Genomic DNA, 23,404 nt, shown 5'->3' on the forward strand with positions numbered 1-23,404 from the left:
CGCCTTGAGCAACGCGGCACTGTACCGGCAGCAGGCAACCGCTATATATTCCCCTACATAGCGTTAATCGCCCGTATCCCTCAAGGAGTTGCTTCATGATGTTCCGCGCCTCACGCCTGGCCCCCCTGCTTGCCGCCTTTGCCTTGGGCTCGGCCCATGCCGATGAGGTCCAAGTCGCCGTGGCCGCGAACTTTACCGCGCCGATCCAGGCCATTGCCGCCGACTTCGAAAAAGACACCGGTCACACGCTGATCGCGGCCTACGGGGCGACCGGGCAGTTCTATACCCAGATTAAGAACGGCGCGCCGTTCGAAGTGTTCCTCAGTGCCGACGACGCTACTCCGCAAAAACTCGAGGCCGAAGGCGATACCGTCAAGGGTTCGCGCTTTACCTACGCGGTCGGCACCTTGGCCCTGTGGTCGGCCAAAGAAGGCTACGTGGATGCCAATGGCGACGTGCTCAAACAGAATGCATTCAAGCACCTGTCCATTGCCAACCCTAAAGCCGCGCCCTACGGCCTGGCAGCCACCCAGGTGCTGGCCAGGGAAGGCTTGACCGACAAGGTCAAGGACAAGCTCGTCGAAGGCCAGAACATCACCCAGGCCTATCAATTCGTCTCCACGGGTAACGCCGAGTTGGGCTTTGTGGCGTTGTCGCAGATCTATAAGGACGGCAAGGTGTCCAGCGGCTCGGCTTGGATCGTGCCGTCGTCCTTGCATGACCCGATCAAACAAGACGCCGTAATCCTCAATAAAGGCAAGGACAGTGCTGCCGCCAAGGCACTGGTTGACTACCTGAAAGGGCCGAAGGCCGCTGCGGTGATCAAGTCCTACGGTTACGCACTGTAAATGCCGCTGACGAGCGCCGATTTTTCCGCGATCTGGTTGACGGTCAAACTGGCGTCGCTGACCACTGTGATCCTGTTGGTGATCGGTACGCCGATTGCCCTGTGGCTGTCGCGCACCCGTTCCTGGTGGCGCGGCCCGGTGGGGGCCGTGGTTGCGTTGCCATTGGTGTTGCCGCCGACGGTCATCGGCTTTTACCTGCTGTTGTCCATGGGGCCCCATGGCTACTTCGGCCAGTTCACCCAGTGGCTCGGCCTGGGCACCCTGACTTTCAGCTTTGCCGGGCTGGTGATAGGGTCGGTGATCTACTCCATGCCCTTCGTCGTGCAACCGTTGCAGAACGCGTTCTCAGCCATCGGCACGCGCCCGCTGGAAGTGGCCGCGACCTTGCGCGCCGGTCCTTGGGACACTTTTTTCACAGTCATCCTGCCGCTGGCACGCCCGGGCTTCATTACGGCGTCGATTCTCGGCTTCGCCCACACCGTCGGCGAGTTCGGCGTGGTGCTGATGATCGGCGGCAATATTCCGGACAAGACCCGGGTGGTTTCGGTGCAGATCTACGACCACGTCGAAGCCATGGAATATGCCCAGGCCCATTGGCTGGCCGGCGCGATGGTGGTGTTCGCATTCCTCGTGCTGCTGGCGCTCTACTCCAGCCGTAAAACCAACATGGGCTGGAGTTGAGCGCGATGATTGAAGTACGTCTGCACTTGAAATACTCCGGCTTCGCACTGGACGTGGAGCTGCAACTGCCCGGCCGTGGCGTGACCGCCCTGTACGGCCCATCGGGCTCCGGCAAAACCACCTGCCTGCGCTGTATCGCTGGCCTGGAGCGCGCCGAAGACGGATTTGTGCAGATCAACGATGAGGTCTGGCAAGACAGCCGTAACGGCCGGTTCATGGCGCCGCATAAACGCGCCTTGGGTTATGTCTTCCAGGAGGCGAGCCTGTTCCCTCATCTGTCGGTACGGGCCAACCTGGCGTTCGGCCTCAAGCGCATCCCGCGTTTGCAGCGGCGTGTGGAGATGGCCCACGCCACTGAGTTGCTGGGCATCGCGCACCTGCTTGAGCGCAATCCGCAGCATCTGTCCGGCGGTGAGCGCCAGCGCGTCGGCATCGCCCGTGCGTTGCTCACCAGCCCCCGATTGCTGCTGATGGATGAGCCCCTGGCGGCCCTCGACAGCCAGCGCAAAAATGAAATCCTGCCCTATCTCGAACGCCTGCACGACGAACTGGATATCCCGGTGCTGTACGTCAGCCATGCCCAGGACGAAGTGGCGCGGCTGGCCGACCACCTTGTCCTGCTCGGCGACGGCAAGGTCCTGGCCAGCGGGGCCATCGGCGAAACCCTGGCGCGGCTCGATCTGCCCCTGGCACGGGGCGACGATGCCGGTGTGGTGGTCACGGGCAGCGTGATTGCCTACGACGATCACTATCAGTTGCTCACCCTGCAATTGCCCGATTGCCCGCTGCAGATACGCGTGGCCCACACGCCGATGGCCGTGGGTAAACAGCTGCGGGTAAAAATTCAGGCGCGGGACGTCAGCCTCAGCCACCAGGCGCAGGCACACAGCAGCATCCTCAATCGCCTGCCGGTGACGGTCATCCAGGACGTCGCCGCGGATAACAGCGCCCATGTACTGGTACGCCTGGATGCCGGTGGCACGCCGTTGCTGGCGCGCATCACGCGGTTCTCGCGGGATCAGCTACAAGTGCAGCAGGGCCAGGCGCTGTGGGCGCAAATCAAGGCGGTGGCGGTGCTGGCCTAAACCATTTGGCACGACCGCAGGGCGACGCGGTCAATCAGACATACCGGCCTGATCCATTGCCAAGGAACCTGCACCATGCCCGACTCTTCGCCGCCCGTCGCTCTGCCCCGCGACCTGCATTACGTTGACGACACCCAACCCGGCATCCGCCGCAAAAAACTGCGTGGCAAGTTTCAGTATTTCGGCCCCGACGGCGAGCGCATCACCGATGCCGATGAGATCAAGCGCCTGAATGCCCTGGCGGTACCGCCCGCCTACACCGATGTGTGGATCTGCGCCGACCCGCAGGGGCACCTGCAAGCCACCGGCCGCGACGCCCGTGGCCGCAAGCAGTACCGTTACCACACGCGTTGGCGCGAAGTGCGCGACAGCGACAAGTACGCGCGGCTGCAGGCATTCGGCAACGCCCTGCCCAAGTTGCGCAAACAGTTGGAAGCCCAGATCGCCGAACCCGGTTTCACCCGCGAAAAGGTGCTGGCCACGGTGGTGATGCTGCTCGATGCCACGCTGATCCGTGTCGGCAATACCCAGTACGCCCGTGACAATAAATCCTACGGCCTGACCACCCTGCGCAACCGCCATGTGGACATCAAGGGCAGCGAGATAAAATTCCAGTTTCGCGGCAAAAGCGGCGTGGAGCATCAGATCAGCGTCAAGGACCGGCGCCTGGCCAGCGTGGTCAAGCGGTGCATGGAGTTGCCGGGGCAGAACCTGTTCCAATACCTGGACGAGGACGGTCAGCGCCATACCGTCAGCTCCCAGGACGTCAATGCTTACCTGCATAGCCTGACCGGCGAAGATTTCACCGCCAAGGACTACCGCACCTGGGCCGGCACGGCCATGGCGCTGGCGGTGTTGCGCGAGTTGGCGTGGCAACCGGAGTCCGATGCCAAACGGCACGTGGTGACCATGGTCAAGGACGTCGCCCGGCAGTTGGGGAATACGCCGGCGGTGTGTCGCAAGTGCTATATCCACCCGGCGGTGCTGGAGCATTTCAGCCTGGGTGAGTTGTCGAAACTGCCCAAGCCACGGGTGCGCAAGGGGCTGAAAGCCGAAGAAGTCGCCCTGGCCATGTTCCTTGAGCAACTGGCCGCCGACTTGCCCGGGCAAGCCAAGGCGGGTTAGCCTCTGCCTCCCTTCTGACTCGCGGGACGATCGCCGACGTGAACAACTAAGCCTTCCAAAATGTATCTGCAACAAGCCCGCCTGGCGCGCTTGTTGGCCTGTTCGACATTTTCCTGGAGGTGCTGATGACTCACGTCAACCGGCTGCCCGTACTGGTTTCCCTGCAACATCTGTCTTTCCAGTTCGCCAATGGCGAAACCTTGCTGGAAGACCTCACCTTGTCCATCGACCACACGCCGACCGGCATTGTCGGCCGCAACGGGCGCGGTAAAAGTATCCTCGCGCAACTGATCGCCGGCATCCTGCAACCCTCCTCCGGTACGCTGAACGCACCGGCCCAGGTGGCTTACGTGCCCCAGACCGTGGTGGTGCGACCGGGTGCGACCGTCGCCGATATCACCGGCACCGCCCAGTGCCTGGCCGCCCTTGCACGCATGGCCCAGGGCACAGGCGTGGCCGGTGATCTTGAACGGATCGATGATCGCTGGGACCTCGCCGAACGCCTGCGCGTGGCCCTGGATACGGCGGGGCTGCCCTCGCTCAGCGCGACTTCCCGGGCCGACCGGCTCAGTGGTGGCCAATTGGCCAAGGTGGCGCTGATCGGCGCATTGTTAGCGGCGCCGCCGTTACTGATCCTCGACGAACCCAGCAACCACCTCGACAGCCTTGGGCGCGTTTGGCTGCTGCAGCAATTAGCGCAATGGCGCGGTGGCCTGGTGGTGGTCAGCCATGATCACCAACTGCTCAACACCATGGGCCGGATCATCGAACTGTCGCCCCTGGGTGCGCAGGTGTATGGCGGCAACTACGATGCCTATCTTCAGCAACGCGACACACAACGGCAGGCGGCTAACGCGGCGTGGGAACACGCCCGCGAACAGCGCAGCCGCGAACGCCGACGCTTGCAAAAAGACCATGACAACCTGCAGCGCAATGCGGCGCGTGCACGCCAATATGCAGTGACCGCCAACGTCGACCGGTTTACCAAGGCGCGATGGAAAAGCGCGGCCACGCAAATCGTCAGCACCCTGGGCGGCGCCCATCATGATCACAAACACACCCTCGACGCGCAGGTGCGCCACGCCTATGAGCGCGTGGTGGATGAGACGCCGACCTTACTGGCCTTGCCGGGTGCGGCGGTGCCCAACGGCCGCCAGGTTCTGAGCCTGCAACAGGCACAGTTGCCTTGGCTGGATCCGCAGGCTCCTTCCACCTTTCTGACGCTTGACCTGACCGGCCCCATGCGGGTGGCCGTGCGCGGACCGAACGGTTGCGGCAAATCCACCCTGCTCAAGCTGCTTGCCGGGCAATGGCAAGCGCTCAGTGGGACGTGCACGGTGGCGCTGCCCTGCGCGTATATCGACCAGCACCTGACGCTGCTGGATGACCAGCGCACTGTCGTCGAACAGCTCAACCTGCTCGACACGCCGCTGGTCGAAGCCGAACTGCGCACGCGCCTGGCCTTGCTGCAACTGGATGCCTCGCGGGTGACCCAGCCGGCAGGCCAACTCAGCGGTGGCGAGCGGTTGAAAGCGGCGATGGCGATCGCTTTGTGGCGCGGCGTGCCGGCGCAACTGTTGCTGTTGGATGAGCCGACCAACCACCTCGACCTGGAGACGGTGATTGCCTTTGAACAGGCCTTGAAAGGTTTTACCGGGGCATTGCTGGTGGTGTCCCACGATGAAGCCTTCCTGCAGGCGACCGAGCCCAGCCATTACTTGAGCTGGCATAGCACGGGCTGGCGCCTGGAGCCGGTGTGAGGTGATTGCGCGCACACGCAAAGCGCCCTAGGGTAGTGGCCGAATAACTTCACTGGAAAGCCCTATGCTGCCTTCGCCCGCCAAGCCTTACACCAACGCCGCGCTCGCCCATCGACAGCGCTGGCGTGGGCGTGTGGGCTTGATGCTGGTGGCCGGTCTGTCGGTACTGGCAGGCATGACCGATGCCATTGGTTTCATGGCCAGCGGCGACTTTGTCTCGTTCATGAGCGGCAACACCACGCGCCTGGCGGTTGCGATCAGTGCGGGTGACCTTGGCCTTACCGGGCGGTTGCTGTTGCTGGTTGCCACCTTCATCGTCGGCAATGCCTTGGGCGTGGTTGTCAGCCGCGTAAGCAAGCGTCGCGCGCTGCCCTTGTTGCTGAACATCGGCGCGCTGCTCTGCGGCGCGGCGCTGCTGCCATGGGCCGAGACCCTGCCCGCCCTGTTAGCGGCGATCATCGCCATGGGCATGCTCAACGCGGCCGTCGAGCAGGTGAACGGGGTGCCGGTAGGGCTCACCTATGTCACGGGGGCGCTGTCGCGTTTCGGTCGCGGGCTGGGCCGCTGGTTGTTGGGCGAGCGCCGCAATGGCTGGCGCATGCAGCTGATACCTTGGGCGGGGATGTTTATCGGCGCCGTGATCGGCGCGCTGCTGGAGCAGCAGATCGGCCTGCGCGCCCTGTGGGTCAGCGGTGCGTTGGCGGGGCTATTGGGCCTGGCGACCCTGGCGATTCCGCGACGCTGGCAGTTGGGCTTCATGCCACGCTGAACAGTGGCCCCGAAAGGAGGTGCCCGCCCGACGTTTAAGCCTCGACATCCGTGTACCGGTAAAGAGCCATTACGTCGGGCGAGCGGGTGAATAATAGGCCAAATATGACCAAGGCAAGGTATTAAAGACAAGTGGCGAGTGCGGCCAAACGGCGTTTGGCGGGCATCGTGTCTTCTGCGGCGTAATACTTGACGGTAGAACCTGCGCCCGTGCTCAGCACATCCACAAAATAGTCTCCGCCGGTGGTGTACACCGTGAACCCCCCGGCCTCGGTGGCTTCCTTGAAACCGCCGGCGTCGACGCCAAACACGCTTTCGTCCTGCCAGCCGTACTGGATGCATTGGGCGACCACCAGGGTGGCCTTGTCCGAGGCCATGGTCTTGTAAGGGCTGCCCGCGCGCGCCTCTTTCATCTTCGAACCCGCGCAACCGGCCAGTGCTGCCAGTACCAATGCGCCTATCACCGCTTTATGCATGCTCGTGCTTCCCTGGAAAAACCGTGACTCTACCATTGCGCCGCCGCCAACTGACGCGCCCATGAATTTTGTTTCACTGTGCAGGCAAAACCGGGCGCTTATAGTGGCCAGGCTCATTTTCAAGAAGTCCTCCTTCTGCCCGCCCTCCCGCGGGCTTTTTTTCGCCTGCGGCTCACAACCACCAGCGCAACAGATAGAACAACACCATGCTCGACAACACCGTGATCAGCACGCTGCGCGTCCAAATCATCAGCGCCACGGCGCAGATCCCAGCCAGCAAATAGGGGTTGCTCGGGCTCAGGTTGAGCTGGTGGTCTTTGATGAAAATAATCGGCCCGCAAATCGCGGTGAGCATGCCCGGCACGGCGAACCCGAGGAACTCACGCGCCCCCCGGTTCAGCCGCACCGGCAGGCGCGGTTCGATAAACAGGTAGCGATTGAAAAACACCACCAACCCCATCGCCACAATCATCAGGTAGATCATCGCTGGCCGACTCCCAGGCGCTTGCAGGCGAACCCGGCGCTCATTCCCAACACCCCCGAGACCACCACCGCTGATTCCCAGTGCAGGTAACTCAGCCACACCGAGCACAACAGCGAGACGGCAACGCAGACCACCGTCGGCACGTCGCGCACGACCGGCGTGATCAGGGCGATAAAGGTTGCGGCAATCGAAAACTCCAGCCCCAACTGGTCCAGCCCGGGAATGCTTTTGCCCAGGACGATGCCGGCCAAAGTGAACAGGTTCCAGATGATATAGAACGTCAGGCCGACACCCAGGGCATGCCAGCGATTGAAGGTCTGGCGGTCATAGTGGTTGACCAGGGCAAAGAACTCGTCGGTCAACAGAAAGCCCAGGCTCATGCGCCAGCGGGTGTTGAGCGAGGACAGCGTCGGGCGCATGTGCATGCCGTAGAGCAAGTGCTGGGAGGTCAGCAGCAAGGTGGTCAGCACGATGGAGATCAGGCTCGCGCCGCTTTTGACCATGCCGATCGCCACCAACTGAGCGGCACCGGCGAACACGATGGCGGACAACCCTTGGGCTTGCAGCGGGGTGAACTGCGCATCGATTGCCATTGAGCCGGCGAGCAAGCCCCAGGGGGCACAGGCCAGGGATAACGGAATAACAGCGATTGCGCCACGCGTGAACGCGTCATGAGGGAGGGCAGTAGGCATGGGAGGGGCTCATCGACAAACAGTCGGCAAGCATGCCAGCGCGCCCAGGCACTTGTCTTGAACGATCTTGCTCAGGCGAGCTTTACCGACACCAGCTCCACCGAGTCGCGCGCTTCGCGCAGTTCGTAGGCATCCTGGTTCAACCGGTGAATGGTGTTGAGCAGGCGCTGGCGCAGCACCTCATCGCCGAGTTTTTCGACGGCACGCATCAGGTCGAACGCGGCGGTTTCGTTATTTTCCGCAACGGAATCCAGGGTCTTGCGCAGGTTACGAGTGGCTCGGGTCACGCGGTCTCTTCCTTCATCAGCAATGGGCGGCACTTTAGGACATTCGTGTTTCAGTTTAATTTCAATCACTTGTGGCTGATTAGGAGGCAGTTGATCCACGTCAAACGAAATCAGGATTTGGCTTACATTGAGGCTTATCCTCCTGAGCACGGATATCTACATAACTTTGGCGTGACCCTGAACGCGTGGCCAGGGAGCTTGCTCCCGTGACGTCTCGGCAGGCGACGAATGCCTAAACTGACGCCCCGCGACCAAAATGTGGGAGGGGCGGTGCGACGATTCGACTTGCCCCCGATGGCGGCCTGACAGCCGACCGAGATGCTGGATCAGAGCGAGTACATATCCGTTGCTGCGGTAACGGCGGCTTAGGGTTCCGCCCTGACGGCGGGTCACTTTGGAAAAGAGCCCCAAAGTAACCAAAGGGCTCTTGCCCCACCACTCGGCACCTCGCTTAGGCTCGGTGTGCCCGTAATCCGACAGTGATTTGGGGGGCCGCCGCCACGCGCCATCCATGGCGCGGGGCGGCTAAACCGGCATCCCTGCCGGTTTACCCCCCAAATCACTATCGGATTCCGGCCAGCGTGGTTTAACGGGGCGCCTCAGATCAAGAGCAGGATCAAGAGCAAGATCAAGAACGGCTCGCTTCGCATCGTGGTAACGGTTGGCTGCTACAACGTTGTGTAGATACCTACGCCGCCTGTGCGAAGCCGCAGATATGCAAACGCCATGGATAGATCGGCCCCGACCCTGTTTAAATGCCTGGCCAACGCCACCCGAGCACAGCTGATGCGATTGATCCTGCGCAAACGCGAACTTTACGTGGACGAACTGATCCATGCCTTGGATGACAGCCCGCCAGGGTTGCAAAACGACGCGCGGCGTCTGGATGCAATGGGCGACAGACCACAACAGGCCAGCACTTGCTGAGCCATCGGAGCGTTTATTCATGCTTGTCGCAATTGCTATTTTCATCTTCACCATCGTGCTGGTCATCTGGCAGCCCAGGGGCCTGGGCGTCGGCTGGAGCGCCTCCCTGGGCGCGATCCTGGCCCTGGCCTGCGGGGTGATCAGCCTGGCGGATATTCCGGTGGTGTGGCACATCATCTGGAATGCCACCGGCACCTTTGTCGCGTTGATCATCATCAGCCTGTTGCTGGATGAAGCCGGGTTCTTTGCCTGGACCGCGCTGCATGTGGCGCGCTGGGGGCGTGGCCGGGGCCGGCGATTGTTTGCCTATATGGTGCTGCTGGGCGCACTGGTGTCGGCATTGTTCGCCAATGACGGCGCTGCGTTGATCCTCACCCCGATTGTGATGTCGATGCTGTTGGCCCTGCGTTTTTCGCCAGCGGCGACGCTGGCATTCGTCATGGGTGCGGGCTTTATCGCCGACACGGCAAGCCTGCCGCTGGTGGTGTCGAACCTGGTGAATATCGTCTCGGCGGACTATTTCAAGATCGGCTTCAACGAATATGCTGCCGTGATGGTGCCGGTGAACCTGGTCAGCGTCGCCGCGACCCTGGCGGTGCTGCTATGGTTTTTCCGTCGCGATATTCCGCAGTCTTACGACCCCGCCGACCTGGAACAACCCGCCAGTGCCATTCACGACCGTGCGACCTTTCGCGCCGGCTGGTGGGTGCTGGGTATTTTGCTGGTGGGCTGCTTCGCGCTGGAACCGCTGGGCATTCCCATCAGCGCGATTTCTGCGGTGTGCGCCGTGCTGTTGCTGGTGATTGCTGCCAAGGGCCACAGGATCTCTACACGCAAGGTGCTGAAAGACGCACCGTGGCAGATCGTGGTCTTTTCCCTGGGGATGTACCTGGTGGTCTATGGCTTGCGTAACGCCGGCCTGACCGACTACCTGGCCACCTGGCTCGACACCTTCGCCAGCTACGGCGTGTGGGGCGCGGCCATGGGCACCGGCGTGCTCACCGCACTGTTGTCCTCGGCAATGAACAACCTGCCAACGGTGTTGATCGGCGCGCTGTCCATCGAGTCGAGCCATGCCGTGGGCGTGGTCAAGGACGCGATGATCTACGCCAACGTGATCGGCAGCGACCTGGGCCCGAAAATCACTCCTATCGGCAGCCTGGCGACCTTGCTGTGGCTGCATATCCTGGCACGCAAGGGCATCACCATCACCTGGGGTTACTACTTCAAGGTCGGGATTGTGCTGACCGTGCCGGTGCTTTTGATCACCCTTGCCGCCCTGGCCTTGCGCCTGAGTTTGTAAAGGGACGCGGTGTTCATTCATCTCGACACTGACGTATGCTCTCGCACTTTCTCGAAAGGACGCGGGCATGCTGACGATCTTTTTCTATGCGCTGGTTTTCGGTTTTGTGTTTTGTCTGTCTCCCGGCGCGGTGCTCGCTGAAACCCTGCGCCGTGGCTTGCTCTACGGTTTCACACCGGCCCTGTTGGTGCAGATTGGCTCGTTGGTGGGCGATGCGGTCTGGGCGGTGATCGGGCTGACCGGCATCGCGCTGCTGATCCAGCATGACGCGGTGCGCGTGCCGCTGACGGTGGTCTGCGCGCTCTACCTGGCCTGGCTGGGCATTCGCAGCCTGATGGATGCGTGGCAGTTACCGCACGTCGAGGGTGCACCCGCCAGCTCCGGGAAAAACGCCCTGGCAGTGGGCGCAGCGATCTCCCTGGCCAATCCGAAGAACATCGTTTACTGGGGCGCCCTGGGCAGCGCGTTGTCGGGCATCGTCGGCACCACCCCGAGCCATGGGCAAACGCTGATGTTTTTTGCCGGCTTCATGCTGGCGTCGGTGCTGTCATGCTTTCTGACTGCCGCGCTGGTCAACGTGCTGCGCAAGAATGCTTCGCCAACTTGGCAACGCATCAGCTATGGCGCCTGTGGCCTGGTATTGATTTATCTGGCCATTCTCGCGGCGCAGGGTATTTAACAGGCCGGGGCGCGACGGTGAGGTTTCAGGCCTTGGTCTGCCGCTCCAGCTGCACTTGCAACTGCGCATCGATTTGCAACTGAGCGGCTAAATCGTCGAGGTAATTGCGCTCCGCGTCCTGCTGGTAATCCACCAACATGACGCTGGCCAGATACACCTCGGCCGCAAGCGCCGGGTCGCTGGCGAACTCGGCGAAATCCGCCGCATCCAGAGGCTTGGCGACTTCAGCGTCGAACCACTCCTGCAATTGCGGGTCATCGGTATGCTTGCCCAGCTCATCGGAGATCAACTGCTGCTCTTTCGCATCGATCCGGCCATCGGCCTTTGCGGCAGCGATCAGTGCGCGCAACACGGCGTGGCTGTGCGCTTCGATTTGCGCGCCCGACAGCTGATCGGCCGTCTGAAAGGCCTGCTGCGGCTGGCTCGCCTGTTGGCTCTGCCAGGCCTGATACGCCTTGTAGGCCATCATCCCGAGAGAAGCCAACGCGGCATAGTTCATACCACCGGCGCGCCCTTGCGCCGGGCGCGTTGCCGCGCCACCGCCCAACATGCCTCCCAGCCCACCCAATAGTCCACCCAGGCCGCCGCCGGCCGAAGCATTGCCGGCGCTGGTGCCTTTGAGCAGACCGCCAAGCAGACCGCCCAACCCGCCGCCCGAAGAAGCCCCGCCCTGCCCTGCGCCGCGCAACAGTTGTTCCAGTAGATCGCTGGTATTCATGGTGTCGCCCTCCAGGGCGCATAGTGGCGTTAAATCAACCTTAGTCCGCCCCCGATGGAACACCATGACCGCCGGGCGGGCAAGCTTTATGATGGCGCCACTCCGCCATTCGAGAGGACGCATCGGTGAACCGCATTGAGCACACCAGGTTGATGGCCAGCTACAACCAATGGATGAATCGCAAGGTCTACGAAGCCGCCGGCAAGCTGACAGACGCGGCGTTGGTTGCGGACCGACAAGCGTTTTTCGGCTCGATCCTCGGCACCCTGAATCACCTGGTGCTGGGCGATACGGTCTGGCTCAAGCGCTTTGCCGAGCACCCGGCAGGCTTTTCCGCGTTGCTACCCCTGAGCGCCATCGCCACACCCGTCGACCTGAGGCAGCTGGCGTTCGCAGACATAAGCGAACTCTCGGCCCAGCGTGCCTGGCTGGATCAACTGATCCTCAATTGGGCCGACAGCCTGCAGGAAACCGACCTGGACCAGCGTTTGCGCTACCACACCATGCGCGGTGCAGCGGCTGAGAAACCGTTCTTCGGCCTGCTGATGCATTTTTTCAACCACCAGACCCACCATCGCGGCCAGGTGACCACGCTGTTGAGTCAGGCCGGGGTGGATGTGGGCGATACTGATCTACTGGCGTTGTTCGACTGAGAGCGGCATTGATCTTGCCCATCGTGTTTTTCTTGTAGATCACTGATCTGGCAGGTTTTTTCGGATAACTGTTTGTGCAGGAAAGCGTGCATCGAGGTTGCGTCGAAGCCGCTGGATCTATATATTCGCAACCCTGCTGCACCGCGCTACCGCCCGAATGGCGAAACTGGTAGACGCATGGGACTTAAAATCCCCCGCTCGTAAGGGCGTCCCGGTTCGATTCCGGGTTCGGGCACCATAGATATCAAGGGCTTGCCGGGGAAACCTGGGCAGGTCCTTATCTTTTCTGCTGCGCAATTACCCTTCTCCGGCGTTCTGCCGATCAATTGACTCCTACCAAAAATCAACCGAACTACGCACGCATCCCAAGGTTCTATCAGGAGACGCCTGGACATTTCCAGGCCAACCCGCATGGAGCTGAACATGTCTGACGATCTGAAAAACCGTGGCCCGCAAGACCGTGCTCGAGTGAACACCTCCGAAGCCTGGGAGTTGAAACATTGGACGAAAGAGTTTGGCGTGACTGAGCAACAGCTCAAGGAGGCAGTGAAAGCTGTTGGTCCAATGGTCGAGGACGTGCGTAAAAAACTCGGCAAGTGAGAGTGGTGACGCCCCTGCTGCATCAATTGAAGCCGCACCTGTTGCGGCTTCAATCATTGACCAGATAGCCGTGAGAATGCTCTCTACGTCAACGAAGAAAAACCTTGTGGGCTTCTGATTTTCTTAATAAAGACGTACAGAACCAGCCCAACCACGCTAACCACTAGACAGCTAAACCAGATCGCCCAGAGGGTCTTTTTAGCAGCCTCATGAAACGACATCGTGCCGGTATAATCCCGCTGGCTAAGGATGACATTGGACAACAGGTTGGTTGCAAGGCCTGCACTGAAAAAAGGGATCAAATACAGCACGACCTGATATTGATTTCGAAGATCCCTTTCTTCGGCGGTCGAGTCTGGCAAGAGTCCAAATATGCTTTGAACCATCCCCAGAAAAAGTGCTGCCCATACGAGCAATAGTATCGATGCCGCCACATCCATCCATTTGGGGGTCTTGGGGTCGCGTATGGCAATCAACATTGCTGCGGCACCTAGACCGCCTAGAAGGGTAGCACCGATGTGAAAATTTTTAATTAAGTCGAACAACTGCGCAATCTCCTGTCCACGCTGAGATATTTGTCTTACAAAGAACCAAGACAAAAAAAGACAACCGTTTTAGTCTATTCCCATGCCCCTCCGAGGCACTGAATGAATAGAATCACTTCATTCTCAATAATCAAAATCGCGGCCCTACAAGCACCTCCACCTGAATACTCAATTAATTCATCCTGAACGGGTCAAATAGAACACTTTGTCCTAGAAGTTTTACTTTACGTATAAATCCCAACGCTAATTTGACTACTTCGGAAATCTGTGGATTTAAGCTGGCGACTGCCAATAATTCGTCTACAAGTGAGTCAATCTGCGAACCAGAAAACATATCGTAGTCATCAAAACTCAAGCTGGAAAGCATTGGAAACTGCTTGCTATCCAGCGTGAAGAAAAAACTCGCAGCACTTAAAGGGATTTCAATTTTATCAAGACAACCCTCTTGCCCAGTGGCTGCTAGATCTTTATCCCACATCATTAAGCAATACATAATTTATAAAGTCTTTCCAGGAAATGTGTTCACCAAATTGCCTTGAGTCAGTAATCACTAGTAATAGGCGGGCAGTTTTGTGATTAAAAATTCTGAAAGTCCGGAACTTAATAAAATAAACCTGTCAGTTTTTTTCGGTTTCAAACCAGTTCGAGCCACAGCTTAGCGCTCAGGAAACTCTCTTATGGCTTTTTCAACAGAGCGAATCAAATTAACCAAGCCTTTATCATCAACCTTGAAACACACTGAAAACTCTCTATCACTTGAATAATCATACGCTGCGCCTTTAGGGTGAAGATTGAAGCCAAGTATCACTGCAAGCTGCATATCATCCGAATACGAAAATGCCAACTCCCCTTCCGTGAACACAATTTTTGAAGGCAAGACTCCAGCTTCTAAATTTCTCAACCACTCCAACAGCCTTAATAACTCATTAGTGCGCAGATAGGGCCCACATGCTTTCCATGCCTCCCCACCCTTATGCTCTACGTCTATACTAATAACCAACCAATTAGCATCCAGCTCATCCCGCGCACTAGGGAATTCGTATGCTTTCACTCTGAGTGAAAACTTATTACCCTTATCAAATAAGTCAATCATATTTTACTCCCTATTTTTCGCCGGCCTAAAGGTAACAATTTTATTAGTTGCTGGATTAATAATCACCTCAAGACCTTTGTACCCATATCCTTTGGCGAGGTACCGGTCGGTGATCACCTTCAACACTTCGTTGAGCTGCGGCACACCGAGGCATTGGCCGATGTAGGGTTTGATCAGACGCGTGCGCTCAGCCTCGGTCAGCGCTTCGGCACCGCCCAGCTCGATGGTTCTGATCGGGAAGCAGCGGGTGTCGACGGGGGTGGCCGGTGCTGCTGTCGCAGCGGACTTGCCCGGCAGGTCTTTGAGTTCGTCGATGCGCCGTTGCTGCTGTTCGAGCAAACGGTCTTGGCGGTCGCGAATCAGGTCGGTGATGCCCGGCGTGTTCTGCGCCGTGGCGGCTTGCACCCACCCGGTGGTGCTCAAGCAAACGATAACGGACAGGCCGCCCAGACGTATCAAACGCCACATGTCTAGATCCTTCTATGTGGCTCAATGCCACCAACGGGCGCGGATCTTAAAGTGGCATTTTGATGGCGTCAATTAAATGTAGAAATTTGTTTCGCTGGGCAGCCCTGCGCGATTCACACAAAAAAGGCGCTCCGTAGAGCGCCTTTTTACCGCCAATTGCGTTACTGCAAACTGACCTGACGCAACTCAGGCTTTGCCTCGCTACCAATCGTGATGCGTTTGGGCTTGGCCTCTTCAGGCACCTCGCGCAGCAGGTCGATGCTCAGCAAGCCGTTGTTCAGGGATGCGCCACGCACTTCGATGTGGTCCGCCAGGCGGAACGACAGCCGGAACGCACGTTGGGCGATGCCCTGGTGCAGGTAAGCGACCTTCTCGTCGGTTTCGCGTTTTCCGCCGGAAACCGTCAGAACGCCTCGTTCGACCTGGATATCCAGATCCTCCTCGGTCAGGCCAGCCACTGCGATGACAATCCGGTAGGCGTCATCACCGTGCTTTTCCACGTTATGAGGTGGATAGGAATTCGGAGCCTCGCTACGCAGCGCCGACTCGAACAGGTCATTGAAGCGGTCAAAGCCCACCGATTGACGGAACAGTGGGGCCAACGAAAGGGTAGTAGCCATTTTAAAATCTCCTGAGTTTCTCCAAGTGATTTAGTACGCGACCCGTCTTCGGCATCGCGTGATCAAAAATTTATGGACGCGCAGAAAGAATTCAAGGGGGCTGAAAAAAAATTTTTATCTGGTGGATACCTCTATCGCGAGAACTGCGACGTCACCGCTTGTGCTCTAATCTTAAGCCCAGGCGTGCTTTAACCCGTGAGCGCCTGAGACAGCCCTTGAGGTATAAAAAAATGAAAATGACTCTCCCTGCCCTCGCATTGGGCATCCTGATTTCCCACGGCGCCATGGCCGCCGGGGATGGCACAGCCGCCCTGGGCGGCGGTGTCGGCGGCGTGCTGGGCAATGTGGTGGGCCAGCAGCTCGGTGGTTCGACCGGCGCGGCCATCGGCGCCGGTGTAGGTGGCGCAGCCGGCGGTGCGGTGGGCGCGCAGAAAGGCAATCGCACGGAAGCAGCGCTTGGCGGCGGGGTCGGGGCTGCAGGGGGTTCGGTTATCGGTAACCACCTGGGCGGCAGTACCGGTTCGACCATCGGCGCAGGCCTGGGCGGCGCCGCCGGTGGCGCGGTGGGCAACAACCTGGCAGATGACGAGAGCAGCCATCGCTCCGACGGCCGCAAGCACAACGGCAACAAGCATAAACACAAGAATAAGCACCGTTGATCTGACGCTGCCCGGGCTGAACGACGTTAAGCGCCGTTCAGCCCGACCTGCCAGCCTTACATCGGCGTACTGCTCACCACGCGCAACGCCAGCCCTTCATACGCATCCAGCGTAATCGTGAACGTCCCCTCTTCCGTCAGGTCCCCTTCCACACGCTCATTGATGATGTCCACCACCGGCCCCGGTGCGATGTTGGGCAGGTGCAGGGATTCGGTGATCGGCGTGGCGCCGAAGTTCAGCGCGGTGATCTGCGTGCCCTTACCCGCCGGCAATTCGTGAACCATGATCAGCAGGCCTGGGTGCTCCACATCCGGGATCAGGATCTGGCGACTGGCGGCGATGTCGTAGGCGCGGCGCACGCCGAGGATTTTCTGCAGTTGCGAGGCGAATGAGTCCGGGTCCTGCAACTGGCTGTTCAAGCTGCCATACAGGCTTCTGGAACGCGGCATCTGTCCGGCCGACAGCTCGGCGTCGGGGTTGAGGTCGACCAGGTCGTAGGCGCCACGATGAATCCAGCGCGTATCGCCATCGGCCATCAGGTGCGCGACTTCTTCGGCGGCCAACGGCAGCGCGCCCACCAGGTCCCAACCCGATAGCGCAAACACCCCAGGCTGCATGGCGTTGTACATCACCAGCAGCAAATGGATCTGGCGAATCTGCTGGATATCGGCTGCGGTGATGGCCTCCAGGTCACGAATGCCGAGGGCGGCGGTAATGATGCTGGCGGTGGTGCAGGACACGCCGTTGGTGACGAATTTGAGGTTATACGGCGCGTGTTCACCGGTCAGGCGTTCGTACATCTGCTCGCGGATATGCTCGCGCAGGATGTTGCCGGGGAACGTCTGGCCTTGGAACATAAAGCTGTCATGGGCATGCAACGTCCAGAAGTGCACCAGCTCCAGGGTCAGTTCATCGTGGTTTTGCAGCGCGTGGATCAGCGAGCCAGGGTCGATGCCGAGGCTGTGCATCTGGCGCAGCATCAGGCGCAGGAATTCAGTGTCGCCCATCAGCAACGCGTGCTGGTAGGCCGGACGGGTGATGAAGTCATAGGACAGGTCGGCTCCGCCATGGGACATGGAAGCGATGTCGTCCACGGTGAGGTTGAGTTCCTGGAAACTGAAACCGCCGGCCTTGCGGATCGCCCCGCCGAGTAACTGGTTGCCGGTGATCGACAGCGGATGGCTCTCCGACCAAGCGCTGCCGTCGAGCTTGCGTTCCACGCCGAGGAAGCCGTTGGCGTCCAGGCGCAGGATCTTCGCGCCCATCACGTCGATGGCGTGCAGCGCGTCGCCGATGATCATCTGTTGGGCGGCGAAGGAGGGATCGAGCCAGTTCAGCGACGGCTGCCCTTCCTTGAAGTAATGCAGGTACACCCAGCGCCGCGGTTTGCCGTCGACGCCCAGCACCACCGGCGTGGCGCTCCAGTCGGTTTCCTTGACGCCGGGCTCGAAGAAGATCACCCGCTGCAATTGGCCGACGATGTAGTGCTTGTCGCGCAGCGCATCCACCTGCGGTGGGCTTAGGTTCTGCGCGTCGCGGCCCTCGGCGACGTCCGGCAGCAACGGCCAGTCTTCTTCGCGGATTTCGACCATGTGATACAGGCCGGGGTAGTCTTCATAGGCCATTTCCGCCAGGCGAAAATCCGCGCCCTTGCCAGTGTGCGAGGGGATCACGTCGTCGATGATCACCGCGTTGTGCGCGGCGGCCATGCGTGTCAGCGCCTGCAACTGCGCCTCGGTGCCCAGTTGCGGGTCGATGTCGAAGCTGATGCGGTCGAAATTGCCGTCGATGGTCGGCGTATGTTCGGTACCGGACAAACCGCCGGATTTCTTCAGCGGCCCGTTGTGAATGCCCTGGATGCCGATCTTCGACAGCACATGCCACAGGGTTTCGTCGCCCAGCGCTTCCAGCACCGTGCCGTCTTCGCGGGTCACGATCGATGCCGGATACGCCGTGAACCACACCGAGGACAGGGCCGACGCATCACGCGGCCGGGTTTGCGCAAAGGGCTGCTGCCACATCCGCCCCTGCCCCGAATAGAGTTTGGCCCGCTGGCGCGCCGCGTGCAGCATGGAGCCTTGCACCAGCCAATTCACATGATCGTTGTCCGCCGCCGTCATAAGCCTGATACCTGTGGTCGTGAAAGGTTACTCGTACGCATAGGAGCGACGCGCGGGGCGATTCGTTGCATTGAGATGCAGATTCAACTGTGGGAGGGGGCTTGCTGATCGTCCCCACGCTCTGCGTGGGAATGCCTCCTGGGACGCTCCGCGTCCCGCCGACCGCTGCACCTGGGAGCGACTGCGCATAGGTGACGCAGAGCGTCACGGGCTGCATCCCCACGCGGGAGCGTGGGAACGATCGTCATCGGGAGCAAGCCCCCTCCCACACTGGATGCGCCGCCTGGCGGTACTGCCTCGGCGTGAACCCCGTCGAGGCCTTGAACTGCCGGGTAAACGCGCTGTGGTCGGTGTACCCGCACTGCAACGCCACGTCGGTGATTGGCAGCGTGGTATGCAGCAATCGGTGGGCATGCTCCAGCCGCACCTTCTGGATCATCTGCCGGGGCGTGAGGTGGAACACGCGCTTGCAGTAGCGCTCCAGCTGAGCCACGGAAATGCCCGCAATGCGCGTCAGCTCGCCGAGGGTGACACGGCGGTTGAAGTGCGCGCGGATATGCGCGTCCACTGCCGCCAGGCGCTGGTAGGCCGGGTGGGTTTCGCTGGCCGATTGCAGGTCGACCGAGATACCGGCCAGGCCGATGATGGTGCCGCTATCGCTATACAGCGGCCATTTGTGCGTGAGGCACCAGCCGGGTTCGCGGCTGCCGTACAGGTGCAGCTCAAGCTGGTCTTGCAGGACGAACCCCTGTTGCAGCACCCGTCGGTCCTGCTCGGTATAGCCAGGCCCCAGTTGCGCGGGGAACACTTCGGCGCTGGTCTTGCCCAGCAGCGGTTGCAGCTGCCGCAGGCCGCAGCGCTGCACCAGGGTGCGGTTGGCGAGCACGTAGCGGGCGTCGATGTCCTTGATGAAAATCGCCGCGTTGGGGATCACGTCCAGCAATGGCAACAGCTGCGCGGCACCCGTCAGCAGTTGCTCGATGCTGTGGGGGCGGCTGCCCTGCAAGAGACTCGCAAGCACGTTCTGCACCATGACATTCATCGCCCGTTTCTGACCCCGACGCCGAGCAGAGTGCCCCATGCCCGGCACGCTGTCGAGCGCCGGCGATTGTGCTGAATTCGTCATCCATCCCCACAAAAAACATCAATCGCCGTGGGTTTATCGGGCTCACGATAGGGCCCCTGCATGCCTATCCAATAACTCACAAGAAGGCGCCGCTATGTCAGGCCAAGGCAAGTTCAAGAAACAGCTGTCATTGATGGACCTCACCTTTATCGGGTTGGGTGCCATCTTCGGTTCGGGTTGGTTATTCGCCGCCAGTCATGTGTCTGCAATCGCCGGTCCCGCCGGGATTATTTCCTGGCTCATCGGCGGCTTCGCCGTGCTGCTGCTGGGCATTGTCTACTGCGAACTCGGCGCCGCCCTGCCCCGTGCCGGTGGCGTGGTGCGTTACCCGGTGTATTCCCATGGCCCGCTGTTGGGTTACCTGATGGGGTTTATCACGCTGATCGCGTTTTCCAGCCTGGTGGCGATCGAGGTGGTCGCCTCGCGCCAATACGCTGGGGCGTGGTTTCCCGAGCTGACCAAGGCCGGCTCCAGCGACCCGACCACCCTCGGCTGGCTGGTGCAATTCGCCTTACTGTGCCTGTTCTTCGTCCTCAACTACCGCAGCGTGAAGACCTTCGCCATCGCCAATAACCTGGTGAGCGTGTTCAAGTTCATCGTGCCGCTGCTGGTGATCGGCGTGTTGTTCACCTTTTTCAAGCCGGCGAATTTCCAGGTGCAGGGCTTTGCGCCGTTCGGGCTGTCGGGCATCGAGATGGCGGTGTCGGCCGGCGGGGTGATCTTCGCTTACCTGGGGCTGACGCCGATCATTTCGGTGGCCAGTGAAGTGAAGAACCCGCAACGTACGATTCCGATTGCATTGATCCTTTCGGTACTGCTGTCGACGGCAATCTACGTGCTGCTGCAAACCGCGTTCCTGGGTGGCGTGCCCACCGAGATGCTTGCCAACGGCTGGGCCGGGATCAGCAAGGAATTGGCGCTGCCCTACCGCGACATCGCCCTGGCGCTCGGCGTGGGCTGGCTGGCTTACCTGGTGGTGGCCGATGCAGTGATCTCCCCCAGCGGCTGCGGCAATATCTACATGAACGCCACCCCGCGCGTGGTGTATGGCTGGGCGCAGACCGGCACGTTTTTCAATATTTTCACCCGCATCGATGAAAAATCCGGCATCCCGCGCCCGGCCCTGTGGCTGACCTTCGGCCTGTCGGTGTTCTGGACCCTGCCCTTCCCGTCCTGGGAGGCGCTGATCAACGTGGTCTCCGCCGCGCTGATCCTGAGTTACGCCGTAGCCCCGGTCACCGTTGCCGCGTTGCGCCGCAATGCACCGCAGTTGGCGCGCCCGTTCCGGGTCAAGGGCATGGCGGTATTGGGCCCGCTGTCGTTCATCATCGCCGCGCTGATCGTGTACTGGTCGGGCTGGAGCACGGTGTCGTGGTTGCTCGGCCTGCAGATCCTGATGTTCGTGGTGTACCTGCTGTGTGCACGCTGGGTGCCCACCGCGCACCTGAACCTCAAGCAACAGGTGCGCTCGTCGGCCTGGCTGATCGGTTTCTATGCGGTGACTATCCTGCTCTCCAAGCTCGGCAGTTTCGGCGGCATCGGCCTTATCAGCCACCCGTTCGACACCGTTGTCGTAGCGGTCTGCGCCCTGGGCATTTACTACTGGGGCGCCGCCACCGGCGTACCGGCCCACCTGGTGCGCCTGGAAAGCGAAGACGATGAAAGCGAAGCCGTCAGTGACGATCGCTACAGCTCACCCCTCTCTGCAGCCACTCACTGATGGAGCCTTGCATGAAACGCCTGCACGTCATCGACTCCCACACCGGCGGCGAACCTACGCGCCTGATCATGAACGGCTTCCCGGCGCTGGCGGGGGCCACTGTCGCCGAGCAACTCGACGACCTGCGCACTCACCACGACCAATGGCGCCGCGCCTGTCTGCTGGAACCGCGCGGCAACGACGTGTTGGTGGGTGCGCTGTATTGCGCGCCGGTCACCCCAGGCGCCACCTGCGGCGTGATCTTTTTCAACAACGCCGGCTACCTCGGCATGTGCGGCCACGGCACCATCGGCCTGGTTGCCTCGCTGCACTACCTGGGGCTGATCGAGCCAGGCGTACACACCCTCGACACCCCGGTTGGCCCGGTGGCGGCTACGCTGCACGAGGACGGCACGGTGACTCTGCGCAACGTGCCCGCCTATCGCTATCGCCGGCACGTCGCGGTGGACGTGCCCGGCCATGGCGCGGTGGTAGGGGACATTGCCTGGGGCGGCAACTGGTTCTTCCTGGTGTCCGACCACGGCCAGGCGTTGCAGATGGGCAACGTCGACGCCCTCACCGACTACACCTGGGCCATGCTCAAGGCCCTGGAAGCCCAGGGTATCCATGGCGCAGACGGCGCGCTGATCGACCACATCGAACTGTTCGCCGATGACGCCCATGCCGACAGCTGCAACTTTGTGATGTGCCCCGGCAAGGCCTATGACCGCTCGCCTTGCGGCACCGGCACCAGCGCGAAGCTCGCCTGCCTGGCCGCCGACGGCACACTCGGCCCCGGCGAGCCGTGGGTTCAGGCCAGCATCACCGGCAGCCAGTTCCAGGCCCGCTATGAATGGGACGGCGAACGCATACGCCCGTTCATCACCGGCCGCGCCCACATGACCGCCGACAGCACCTTGCTGATCGACGAGCAAGACCCTTTTGCCTGGGGCATCTGAGCCCCTCTTCCTACTCGAGTACCAAGGAGTCAGCACTATGAGCGACAACATCTTCACCGGCTGCATGCCCGCCCTGATGACGCCCTGCACCCCGGCGCGCACACCCGACTTCGATGCCCTGGTGGCCAAGGGTCGCGAGCTGATCGATATCGGCATGAGCGCCGTGGTGTATTGCGGCTCCATGGGCGACTGGCCGCTGCTCACCGAAGCCGAGCGCCAGGAAGGCGTGGCGCGCCTGGTGGCCGCCGGCGTACCGACCATCGTCGGCACCGGTGCGGTCAACAGCCGCGAGGCCGTGGCCCACGCCGCGCATGCCGCCAAGGTCGGCGCGCATGGCTTGATGGTGATTCCGCGCGTGCTGTCCCGTGGCGCTTCCGCCACCGCACAAAAGGCTCACTTCGCGGCGATTCTCAACGCAGCGCCGAACCTGCCGGCGGTGATCTACAACAGCCCGTATTACGGTTTCGCCACCCGCGCCGAGCTGTTCTTCGAACTGCGCCGCGAGCACCCGAACCTGATCGGTTTCAAGGAATTCGGCGGCGCTGCTGACCTGCGCTACGCAGCGGAAAACATCACTTCCCAGGACGATAACGTGACCCTGATGGTGGGCGTCGATACCCAGGTGGTGCACGGCTTCGTCAATTGCAACGCCACCGGCGCGATCACCGGCATCGGCAATGCATTGCCACGGGAAGTGCTGCAACTGGTGGCACTGAGCAAAAAGGCCGCCAAGGGCGATGCCAAGGCCCGTCGCCAGGCGCGGGAGCTGGAAGCGGCGCTGGCGGTGCTGTCGTCTTTCGACGAAGGCTGCGACCTGGTGCTGTATTACAAGCACTTGATGGTGCTCAACGGTGACCAGGGCTATGCCCTGCACTTCAACGAGACCGACGTGCTCAGCGATGCTCAACGCCGGTATGCCGAGCAGCAGTTCGCGCTGTTCCGCCAGTGGTACGCCAACTGGTCGACCGAGCAGAACGTTGACTGATCCGTGTGGCGAGGGAGCTTGCTCCCGTTGGCTGCATAGCAGCC

At 60.9% G+C, this 23,404-nt stretch carries 26 protein-coding genes, 1 tRNA gene and 1 pseudogene; 16 read left to right on the forward strand and 12 right to left on the reverse strand.

The features are described 5' to 3' along the window. The first annotated feature begins 95 nt into the window (after positions 1–95). From modA to C4J88_RS14080, 6 genes are all read left to right on the forward strand, one after another. Complete coding sequence (modA, locus tag C4J88_RS14055; RefSeq protein ID WP_124407275.1) at positions 96–848, forward strand: molybdate ABC transporter substrate-binding protein; 753 nt, start codon at positions 96–98, stop codon at positions 846–848. After that, entirely contained in the window at positions 849–1,529 is a 681-nt protein-coding gene (gene modB, locus C4J88_RS14060) for a molybdate ABC transporter permease subunit (RefSeq protein WP_124370801.1), read from the forward strand. 5 nt (positions 1,530–1,534) lie between these two features. Then, positions 1,535–2,614 carry a molybdenum ABC transporter ATP-binding protein gene (gene modC / locus C4J88_RS14065; protein ID WP_124407276.1) on the forward strand — a complete coding sequence of 360 codons (1,080 nt, stop codon included), beginning with the start codon at positions 1,535–1,537 and terminating at the stop codon, positions 2,612–2,614. Positions 2,615–2,689: 75 nt separating this feature from the next. Continuing rightward, a complete protein-coding gene (locus C4J88_RS14070) occupies positions 2,690–3,739 on the forward strand; it encodes a DNA topoisomerase IB (protein WP_124367146.1) in 1,050 nt (349 codons plus the stop codon). A gap of 125 nt (positions 3,740–3,864) precedes the next feature. Beyond that, entirely contained in the window at positions 3,865–5,499 is a 1,635-nt protein-coding gene (locus C4J88_RS14075; protein ID WP_124407277.1) for an ATP-binding cassette domain-containing protein, read from the forward strand. A gap of 64 nt (positions 5,500–5,563) precedes the next feature. Further along, entirely contained in the window at positions 5,564–6,268 is a 705-nt protein-coding gene (locus C4J88_RS14080; RefSeq protein WP_124407278.1) for a YoaK family protein, read from the forward strand. Positions 6,269–6,389: 121 nt separating this feature from the next. On the opposite strand, the gene C4J88_RS14085 is transcribed toward C4J88_RS14080, so the two are convergent. The 4 genes from C4J88_RS14085 to C4J88_RS14100 form a co-directional block, all read right to left on the reverse strand. Then, entirely contained in the window at positions 6,390–6,743 is a 354-nt protein-coding gene (locus tag C4J88_RS14085) for a hypothetical protein (protein ID WP_124362984.1), read from the reverse strand. A gap of 172 nt (positions 6,744–6,915) precedes the next feature. Then, positions 6,916–7,227, reverse strand: a complete 312-nt coding sequence (locus C4J88_RS14090) for an AzlD domain-containing protein (protein ID WP_124362985.1) — start codon at positions 7,225–7,227, stop codon at positions 6,916–6,918. Next, a complete protein-coding gene (locus C4J88_RS14095; protein WP_124407279.1) occupies positions 7,224–7,919 on the reverse strand; it encodes an AzlC family ABC transporter permease in 696 nt (231 codons plus the stop codon). Before C4J88_RS14095 ends, C4J88_RS14090 begins: the two co-directional genes overlap by 4 nt. 71 nt (positions 7,920–7,990) lie before the next feature. Next, positions 7,991–8,206 (reverse strand): hypothetical protein, encoded by a 216-nt coding sequence (locus C4J88_RS14100; protein ID WP_046068240.1) that lies wholly within the window; start codon positions 8,204–8,206, stop codon positions 7,991–7,993. Positions 8,207–8,932: 726 nt separating this feature from the next. Between C4J88_RS14100 and C4J88_RS14110 the strand changes: the two genes are divergently transcribed. From C4J88_RS14110 to C4J88_RS14120, 3 genes are all read left to right on the forward strand, one after another. Then, positions 8,933–9,133, forward strand: coding sequence for a helix-turn-helix transcriptional regulator (locus tag C4J88_RS14110; RefSeq protein ID WP_124407281.1), 201 nt, complete (start codon positions 8,933–8,935; stop codon positions 9,131–9,133). A 19-nt stretch (positions 9,134–9,152) separates the two neighbouring features. Next, entirely contained in the window at positions 9,153–10,436 is a 1,284-nt protein-coding gene (locus C4J88_RS14115; RefSeq protein WP_124407282.1) for an arsenic transporter, read from the forward strand. A gap of 67 nt (positions 10,437–10,503) precedes the next feature. Beyond that, on the forward strand, positions 10,504–11,115 hold the full coding sequence (locus C4J88_RS14120; RefSeq protein ID WP_124370808.1) for a LysE family transporter: 612 nt from the start codon (positions 10,504–10,506) through the stop codon (positions 11,113–11,115). Between the two features lie 25 nt (positions 11,116–11,140). Here C4J88_RS14120 and C4J88_RS14125 read toward each other — a convergent pair whose 3' ends face one another. Continuing rightward, entirely contained in the window at positions 11,141–11,833 is a 693-nt protein-coding gene (locus C4J88_RS14125) for a tellurite resistance TerB family protein (RefSeq protein WP_124407283.1), read from the reverse strand. Between the two features lie 125 nt (positions 11,834–11,958). On the opposite strand from C4J88_RS14125, the gene C4J88_RS14130 reads away from it, so the two are divergent. From C4J88_RS14130 to C4J88_RS14140, 3 genes are all read left to right on the forward strand, one after another. Continuing rightward, positions 11,959–12,486, forward strand: coding sequence for a DinB family protein (locus tag C4J88_RS14130; protein WP_124407284.1), 528 nt, complete (start codon positions 11,959–11,961; stop codon positions 12,484–12,486). A gap of 151 nt (positions 12,487–12,637) precedes the next feature. Beyond that, positions 12,638–12,724 (forward strand) — tRNA-Leu (locus tag C4J88_RS14135). Between the two features lie 185 nt (positions 12,725–12,909). Continuing rightward, positions 12,910–13,086: a DUF3606 domain-containing protein gene (locus tag C4J88_RS14140; protein ID WP_124367159.1), complete on the forward strand. Its 177-nt coding sequence runs from the start codon at positions 12,910–12,912 to the stop codon at positions 13,084–13,086. A gap of 83 nt (positions 13,087–13,169) precedes the next feature. Here the strand turns inward: C4J88_RS14140 and C4J88_RS14145 are convergent, their stop codons facing one another. The 5 genes and pseudogenes from C4J88_RS14145 to C4J88_RS14165 all read right to left on the reverse strand — a co-directional run bounded on the left by C4J88_RS14145 (position 13,170) and on the right by C4J88_RS14165 (position 15,812). Beyond that, positions 13,170–13,631 (reverse strand): hypothetical protein, encoded by a 462-nt coding sequence (locus C4J88_RS14145; RefSeq protein WP_124407285.1) that lies wholly within the window; start codon positions 13,629–13,631, stop codon positions 13,170–13,172. Between the two features lie 172 nt (positions 13,632–13,803). Then, positions 13,804–14,112: a hypothetical protein gene (locus C4J88_RS14150; protein WP_177412909.1), complete on the reverse strand. Its 309-nt coding sequence runs from the start codon at positions 14,110–14,112 to the stop codon at positions 13,804–13,806. A gap of 174 nt (positions 14,113–14,286) precedes the next feature. Further along, on the reverse strand, positions 14,287–14,724 hold the full coding sequence (locus tag C4J88_RS14155; RefSeq protein WP_124407287.1) for a hypothetical protein: 438 nt from the start codon (positions 14,722–14,724) through the stop codon (positions 14,287–14,289). A gap of 87 nt (positions 14,725–14,811) precedes the next feature. Next, positions 14,812–15,192 (reverse strand): annotated as a pseudogene (locus C4J88_RS14160) (POTRA domain-containing protein); the annotation flags it as partial. 161 nt (positions 15,193–15,353) lie between these two features. Continuing rightward, positions 15,354–15,812, reverse strand: a complete 459-nt coding sequence (locus tag C4J88_RS14165; protein WP_124363001.1) for an Hsp20 family protein — start codon at positions 15,810–15,812, stop codon at positions 15,354–15,356. A 284-nt stretch (positions 15,813–16,096) separates the two neighbouring features. Here C4J88_RS14165 and C4J88_RS14170 point away from each other — a divergent pair, with 284 nt between their 5' ends. Further along, the gene (locus tag C4J88_RS14170; protein ID WP_372238020.1) at positions 16,097–16,471 is read left to right on the forward strand and encodes a hypothetical protein; all 375 of its coding nucleotides are present in this window, start codon (positions 16,097–16,099) and stop codon (positions 16,469–16,471) included. Positions 16,472–16,527: 56 nt separating this feature from the next. Here the strand turns inward: C4J88_RS14170 and treS are convergent, their stop codons facing one another. Together treS and C4J88_RS14180 are read right to left on the reverse strand one after the other, a co-directional pair. Further along, a complete protein-coding gene (gene treS, locus C4J88_RS14175) occupies positions 16,528–18,591 on the reverse strand; it encodes a maltose alpha-D-glucosyltransferase (RefSeq protein WP_124407289.1) in 2,064 nt (687 codons plus the stop codon). A gap of 244 nt (positions 18,592–18,835) precedes the next feature. Further along, positions 18,836–19,624, reverse strand: coding sequence for an AraC family transcriptional regulator (locus tag C4J88_RS14180; protein ID WP_124408622.1), 789 nt, complete (start codon positions 19,622–19,624; stop codon positions 18,836–18,838). A 187-nt stretch (positions 19,625–19,811) separates the two neighbouring features. On the opposite strand from C4J88_RS14180, the gene C4J88_RS14185 reads away from it, so the two are divergent. Genes C4J88_RS14185 through C4J88_RS14195 form a run of 3 tightly spaced genes read left to right on the forward strand, consistent with a single transcriptional unit; the run spans position 19,812 to position 23,360 of the window. Beyond that, entirely contained in the window at positions 19,812–21,437 is a 1,626-nt protein-coding gene (locus C4J88_RS14185) for an APC family permease (RefSeq protein WP_124407290.1), read from the forward strand. An 11-nt stretch (positions 21,438–21,448) separates the two neighbouring features. Further along, positions 21,449–22,375 carry a 4-hydroxyproline epimerase gene (locus C4J88_RS14190; protein ID WP_124407291.1) on the forward strand — a complete coding sequence of 309 codons (927 nt, stop codon included), beginning with the start codon at positions 21,449–21,451 and terminating at the stop codon, positions 22,373–22,375. A gap of 37 nt (positions 22,376–22,412) precedes the next feature. Beyond that, positions 22,413–23,360: a dihydrodipicolinate synthase family protein gene (locus C4J88_RS14195; protein ID WP_124407292.1), complete on the forward strand. Its 948-nt coding sequence runs from the start codon at positions 22,413–22,415 to the stop codon at positions 23,358–23,360. Positions 23,361–23,404: the final 44 nt, after the last annotated feature.

Source organism: Pseudomonas sp. R4-39-08, assembly GCF_003852275.1.
Lineage (GTDB): Bacteria > Pseudomonadota > Gammaproteobacteria > Pseudomonadales > Pseudomonadaceae > Aquipseudomonas.

Bases quoted from the DNA above. Each gene is read 5' to 3' on its own strand.
- C4J88_RS14180 (WP_124408622.1), bottom strand. From the start codon at position 19,624: ATGGTGCAGAACGTGCTTGCGAGTCTCTTGCAGGGCAGCCGCCCCCAC.
- C4J88_RS14095 (WP_124407279.1), bottom strand. From the start codon at position 7,919: ATGCCTACTGCCCTCCCTCATGACGCGTTCACGCGTGGCGCAATCGCT.
- treS (WP_124407289.1), bottom strand. From the start codon at position 18,591: ATGACGGCGGCGGACAACGATCATGTGAATTGGCTGGTGCAAGGCTCC.
- C4J88_RS14075 (WP_124407277.1), top strand. From the start codon at position 3,865: ATGACTCACGTCAACCGGCTGCCCGTACTGGTTTCCCTGCAACATCTG.
- C4J88_RS14185 (WP_124407290.1), top strand. From the start codon at position 19,812: ATGTCAGGCCAAGGCAAGTTCAAGAAACAGCTGTCATTGATGGACCTC.
- C4J88_RS14140 (WP_124367159.1), top strand. From the start codon at position 12,910: ATGTCTGACGATCTGAAAAACCGTGGCCCGCAAGACCGTGCTCGAGTG.
- C4J88_RS14080 (WP_124407278.1), top strand. From the start codon at position 5,564: ATGCTGCCTTCGCCCGCCAAGCCTTACACCAACGCCGCGCTCGCCCAT.
- C4J88_RS14125 (WP_124407283.1), bottom strand. From the start codon at position 11,833: ATGAATACCAGCGATCTACTGGAACAACTGTTGCGCGGCGCAGGGCAG.
- modA (WP_124407275.1), top strand. From the start codon at position 96: ATGATGTTCCGCGCCTCACGCCTGGCCCCCCTGCTTGCCGCCTTTGCC.
- C4J88_RS14195 (WP_124407292.1), top strand. From the start codon at position 22,413: ATGAGCGACAACATCTTCACCGGCTGCATGCCCGCCCTGATGACGCCC.
- C4J88_RS14170 (WP_372238020.1), top strand. From the start codon at position 16,097: ATGGCCGCCGGGGATGGCACAGCCGCCCTGGGCGGCGGTGTCGGCGGC.
- C4J88_RS14165 (WP_124363001.1), bottom strand. From the start codon at position 15,812: ATGGCTACTACCCTTTCGTTGGCCCCACTGTTCCGTCAATCGGTGGGC.
- C4J88_RS14115 (WP_124407282.1), top strand. From the start codon at position 9,153: ATGCTTGTCGCAATTGCTATTTTCATCTTCACCATCGTGCTGGTCATC.
- C4J88_RS14150 (WP_177412909.1), bottom strand. From the start codon at position 14,112: ATGATGTGGGATAAAGATCTAGCAGCCACTGGGCAAGAGGGTTGTCTT.
- modC (WP_124407276.1), top strand. From the start codon at position 1,535: ATGATTGAAGTACGTCTGCACTTGAAATACTCCGGCTTCGCACTGGAC.
- C4J88_RS14155 (WP_124407287.1), bottom strand. From the start codon at position 14,724: ATGATTGACTTATTTGATAAGGGTAATAAGTTTTCACTCAGAGTGAAA.
- modB (WP_124370801.1), top strand. From the start codon at position 849: ATGCCGCTGACGAGCGCCGATTTTTCCGCGATCTGGTTGACGGTCAAA.
- C4J88_RS14070 (WP_124367146.1), top strand. From the start codon at position 2,690: ATGCCCGACTCTTCGCCGCCCGTCGCTCTGCCCCGCGACCTGCATTAC.
- C4J88_RS14110 (WP_124407281.1), top strand. From the start codon at position 8,933: ATGGATAGATCGGCCCCGACCCTGTTTAAATGCCTGGCCAACGCCACC.
- C4J88_RS14120 (WP_124370808.1), top strand. From the start codon at position 10,504: ATGCTGACGATCTTTTTCTATGCGCTGGTTTTCGGTTTTGTGTTTTGT.
- C4J88_RS14085 (WP_124362984.1), bottom strand. From the start codon at position 6,743: ATGCATAAAGCGGTGATAGGCGCATTGGTACTGGCAGCACTGGCCGGT.
- C4J88_RS14190 (WP_124407291.1), top strand. From the start codon at position 21,449: ATGAAACGCCTGCACGTCATCGACTCCCACACCGGCGGCGAACCTACG.
- C4J88_RS14090 (WP_124362985.1), bottom strand. From the start codon at position 7,227: ATGATCTACCTGATGATTGTGGCGATGGGGTTGGTGGTGTTTTTCAAT.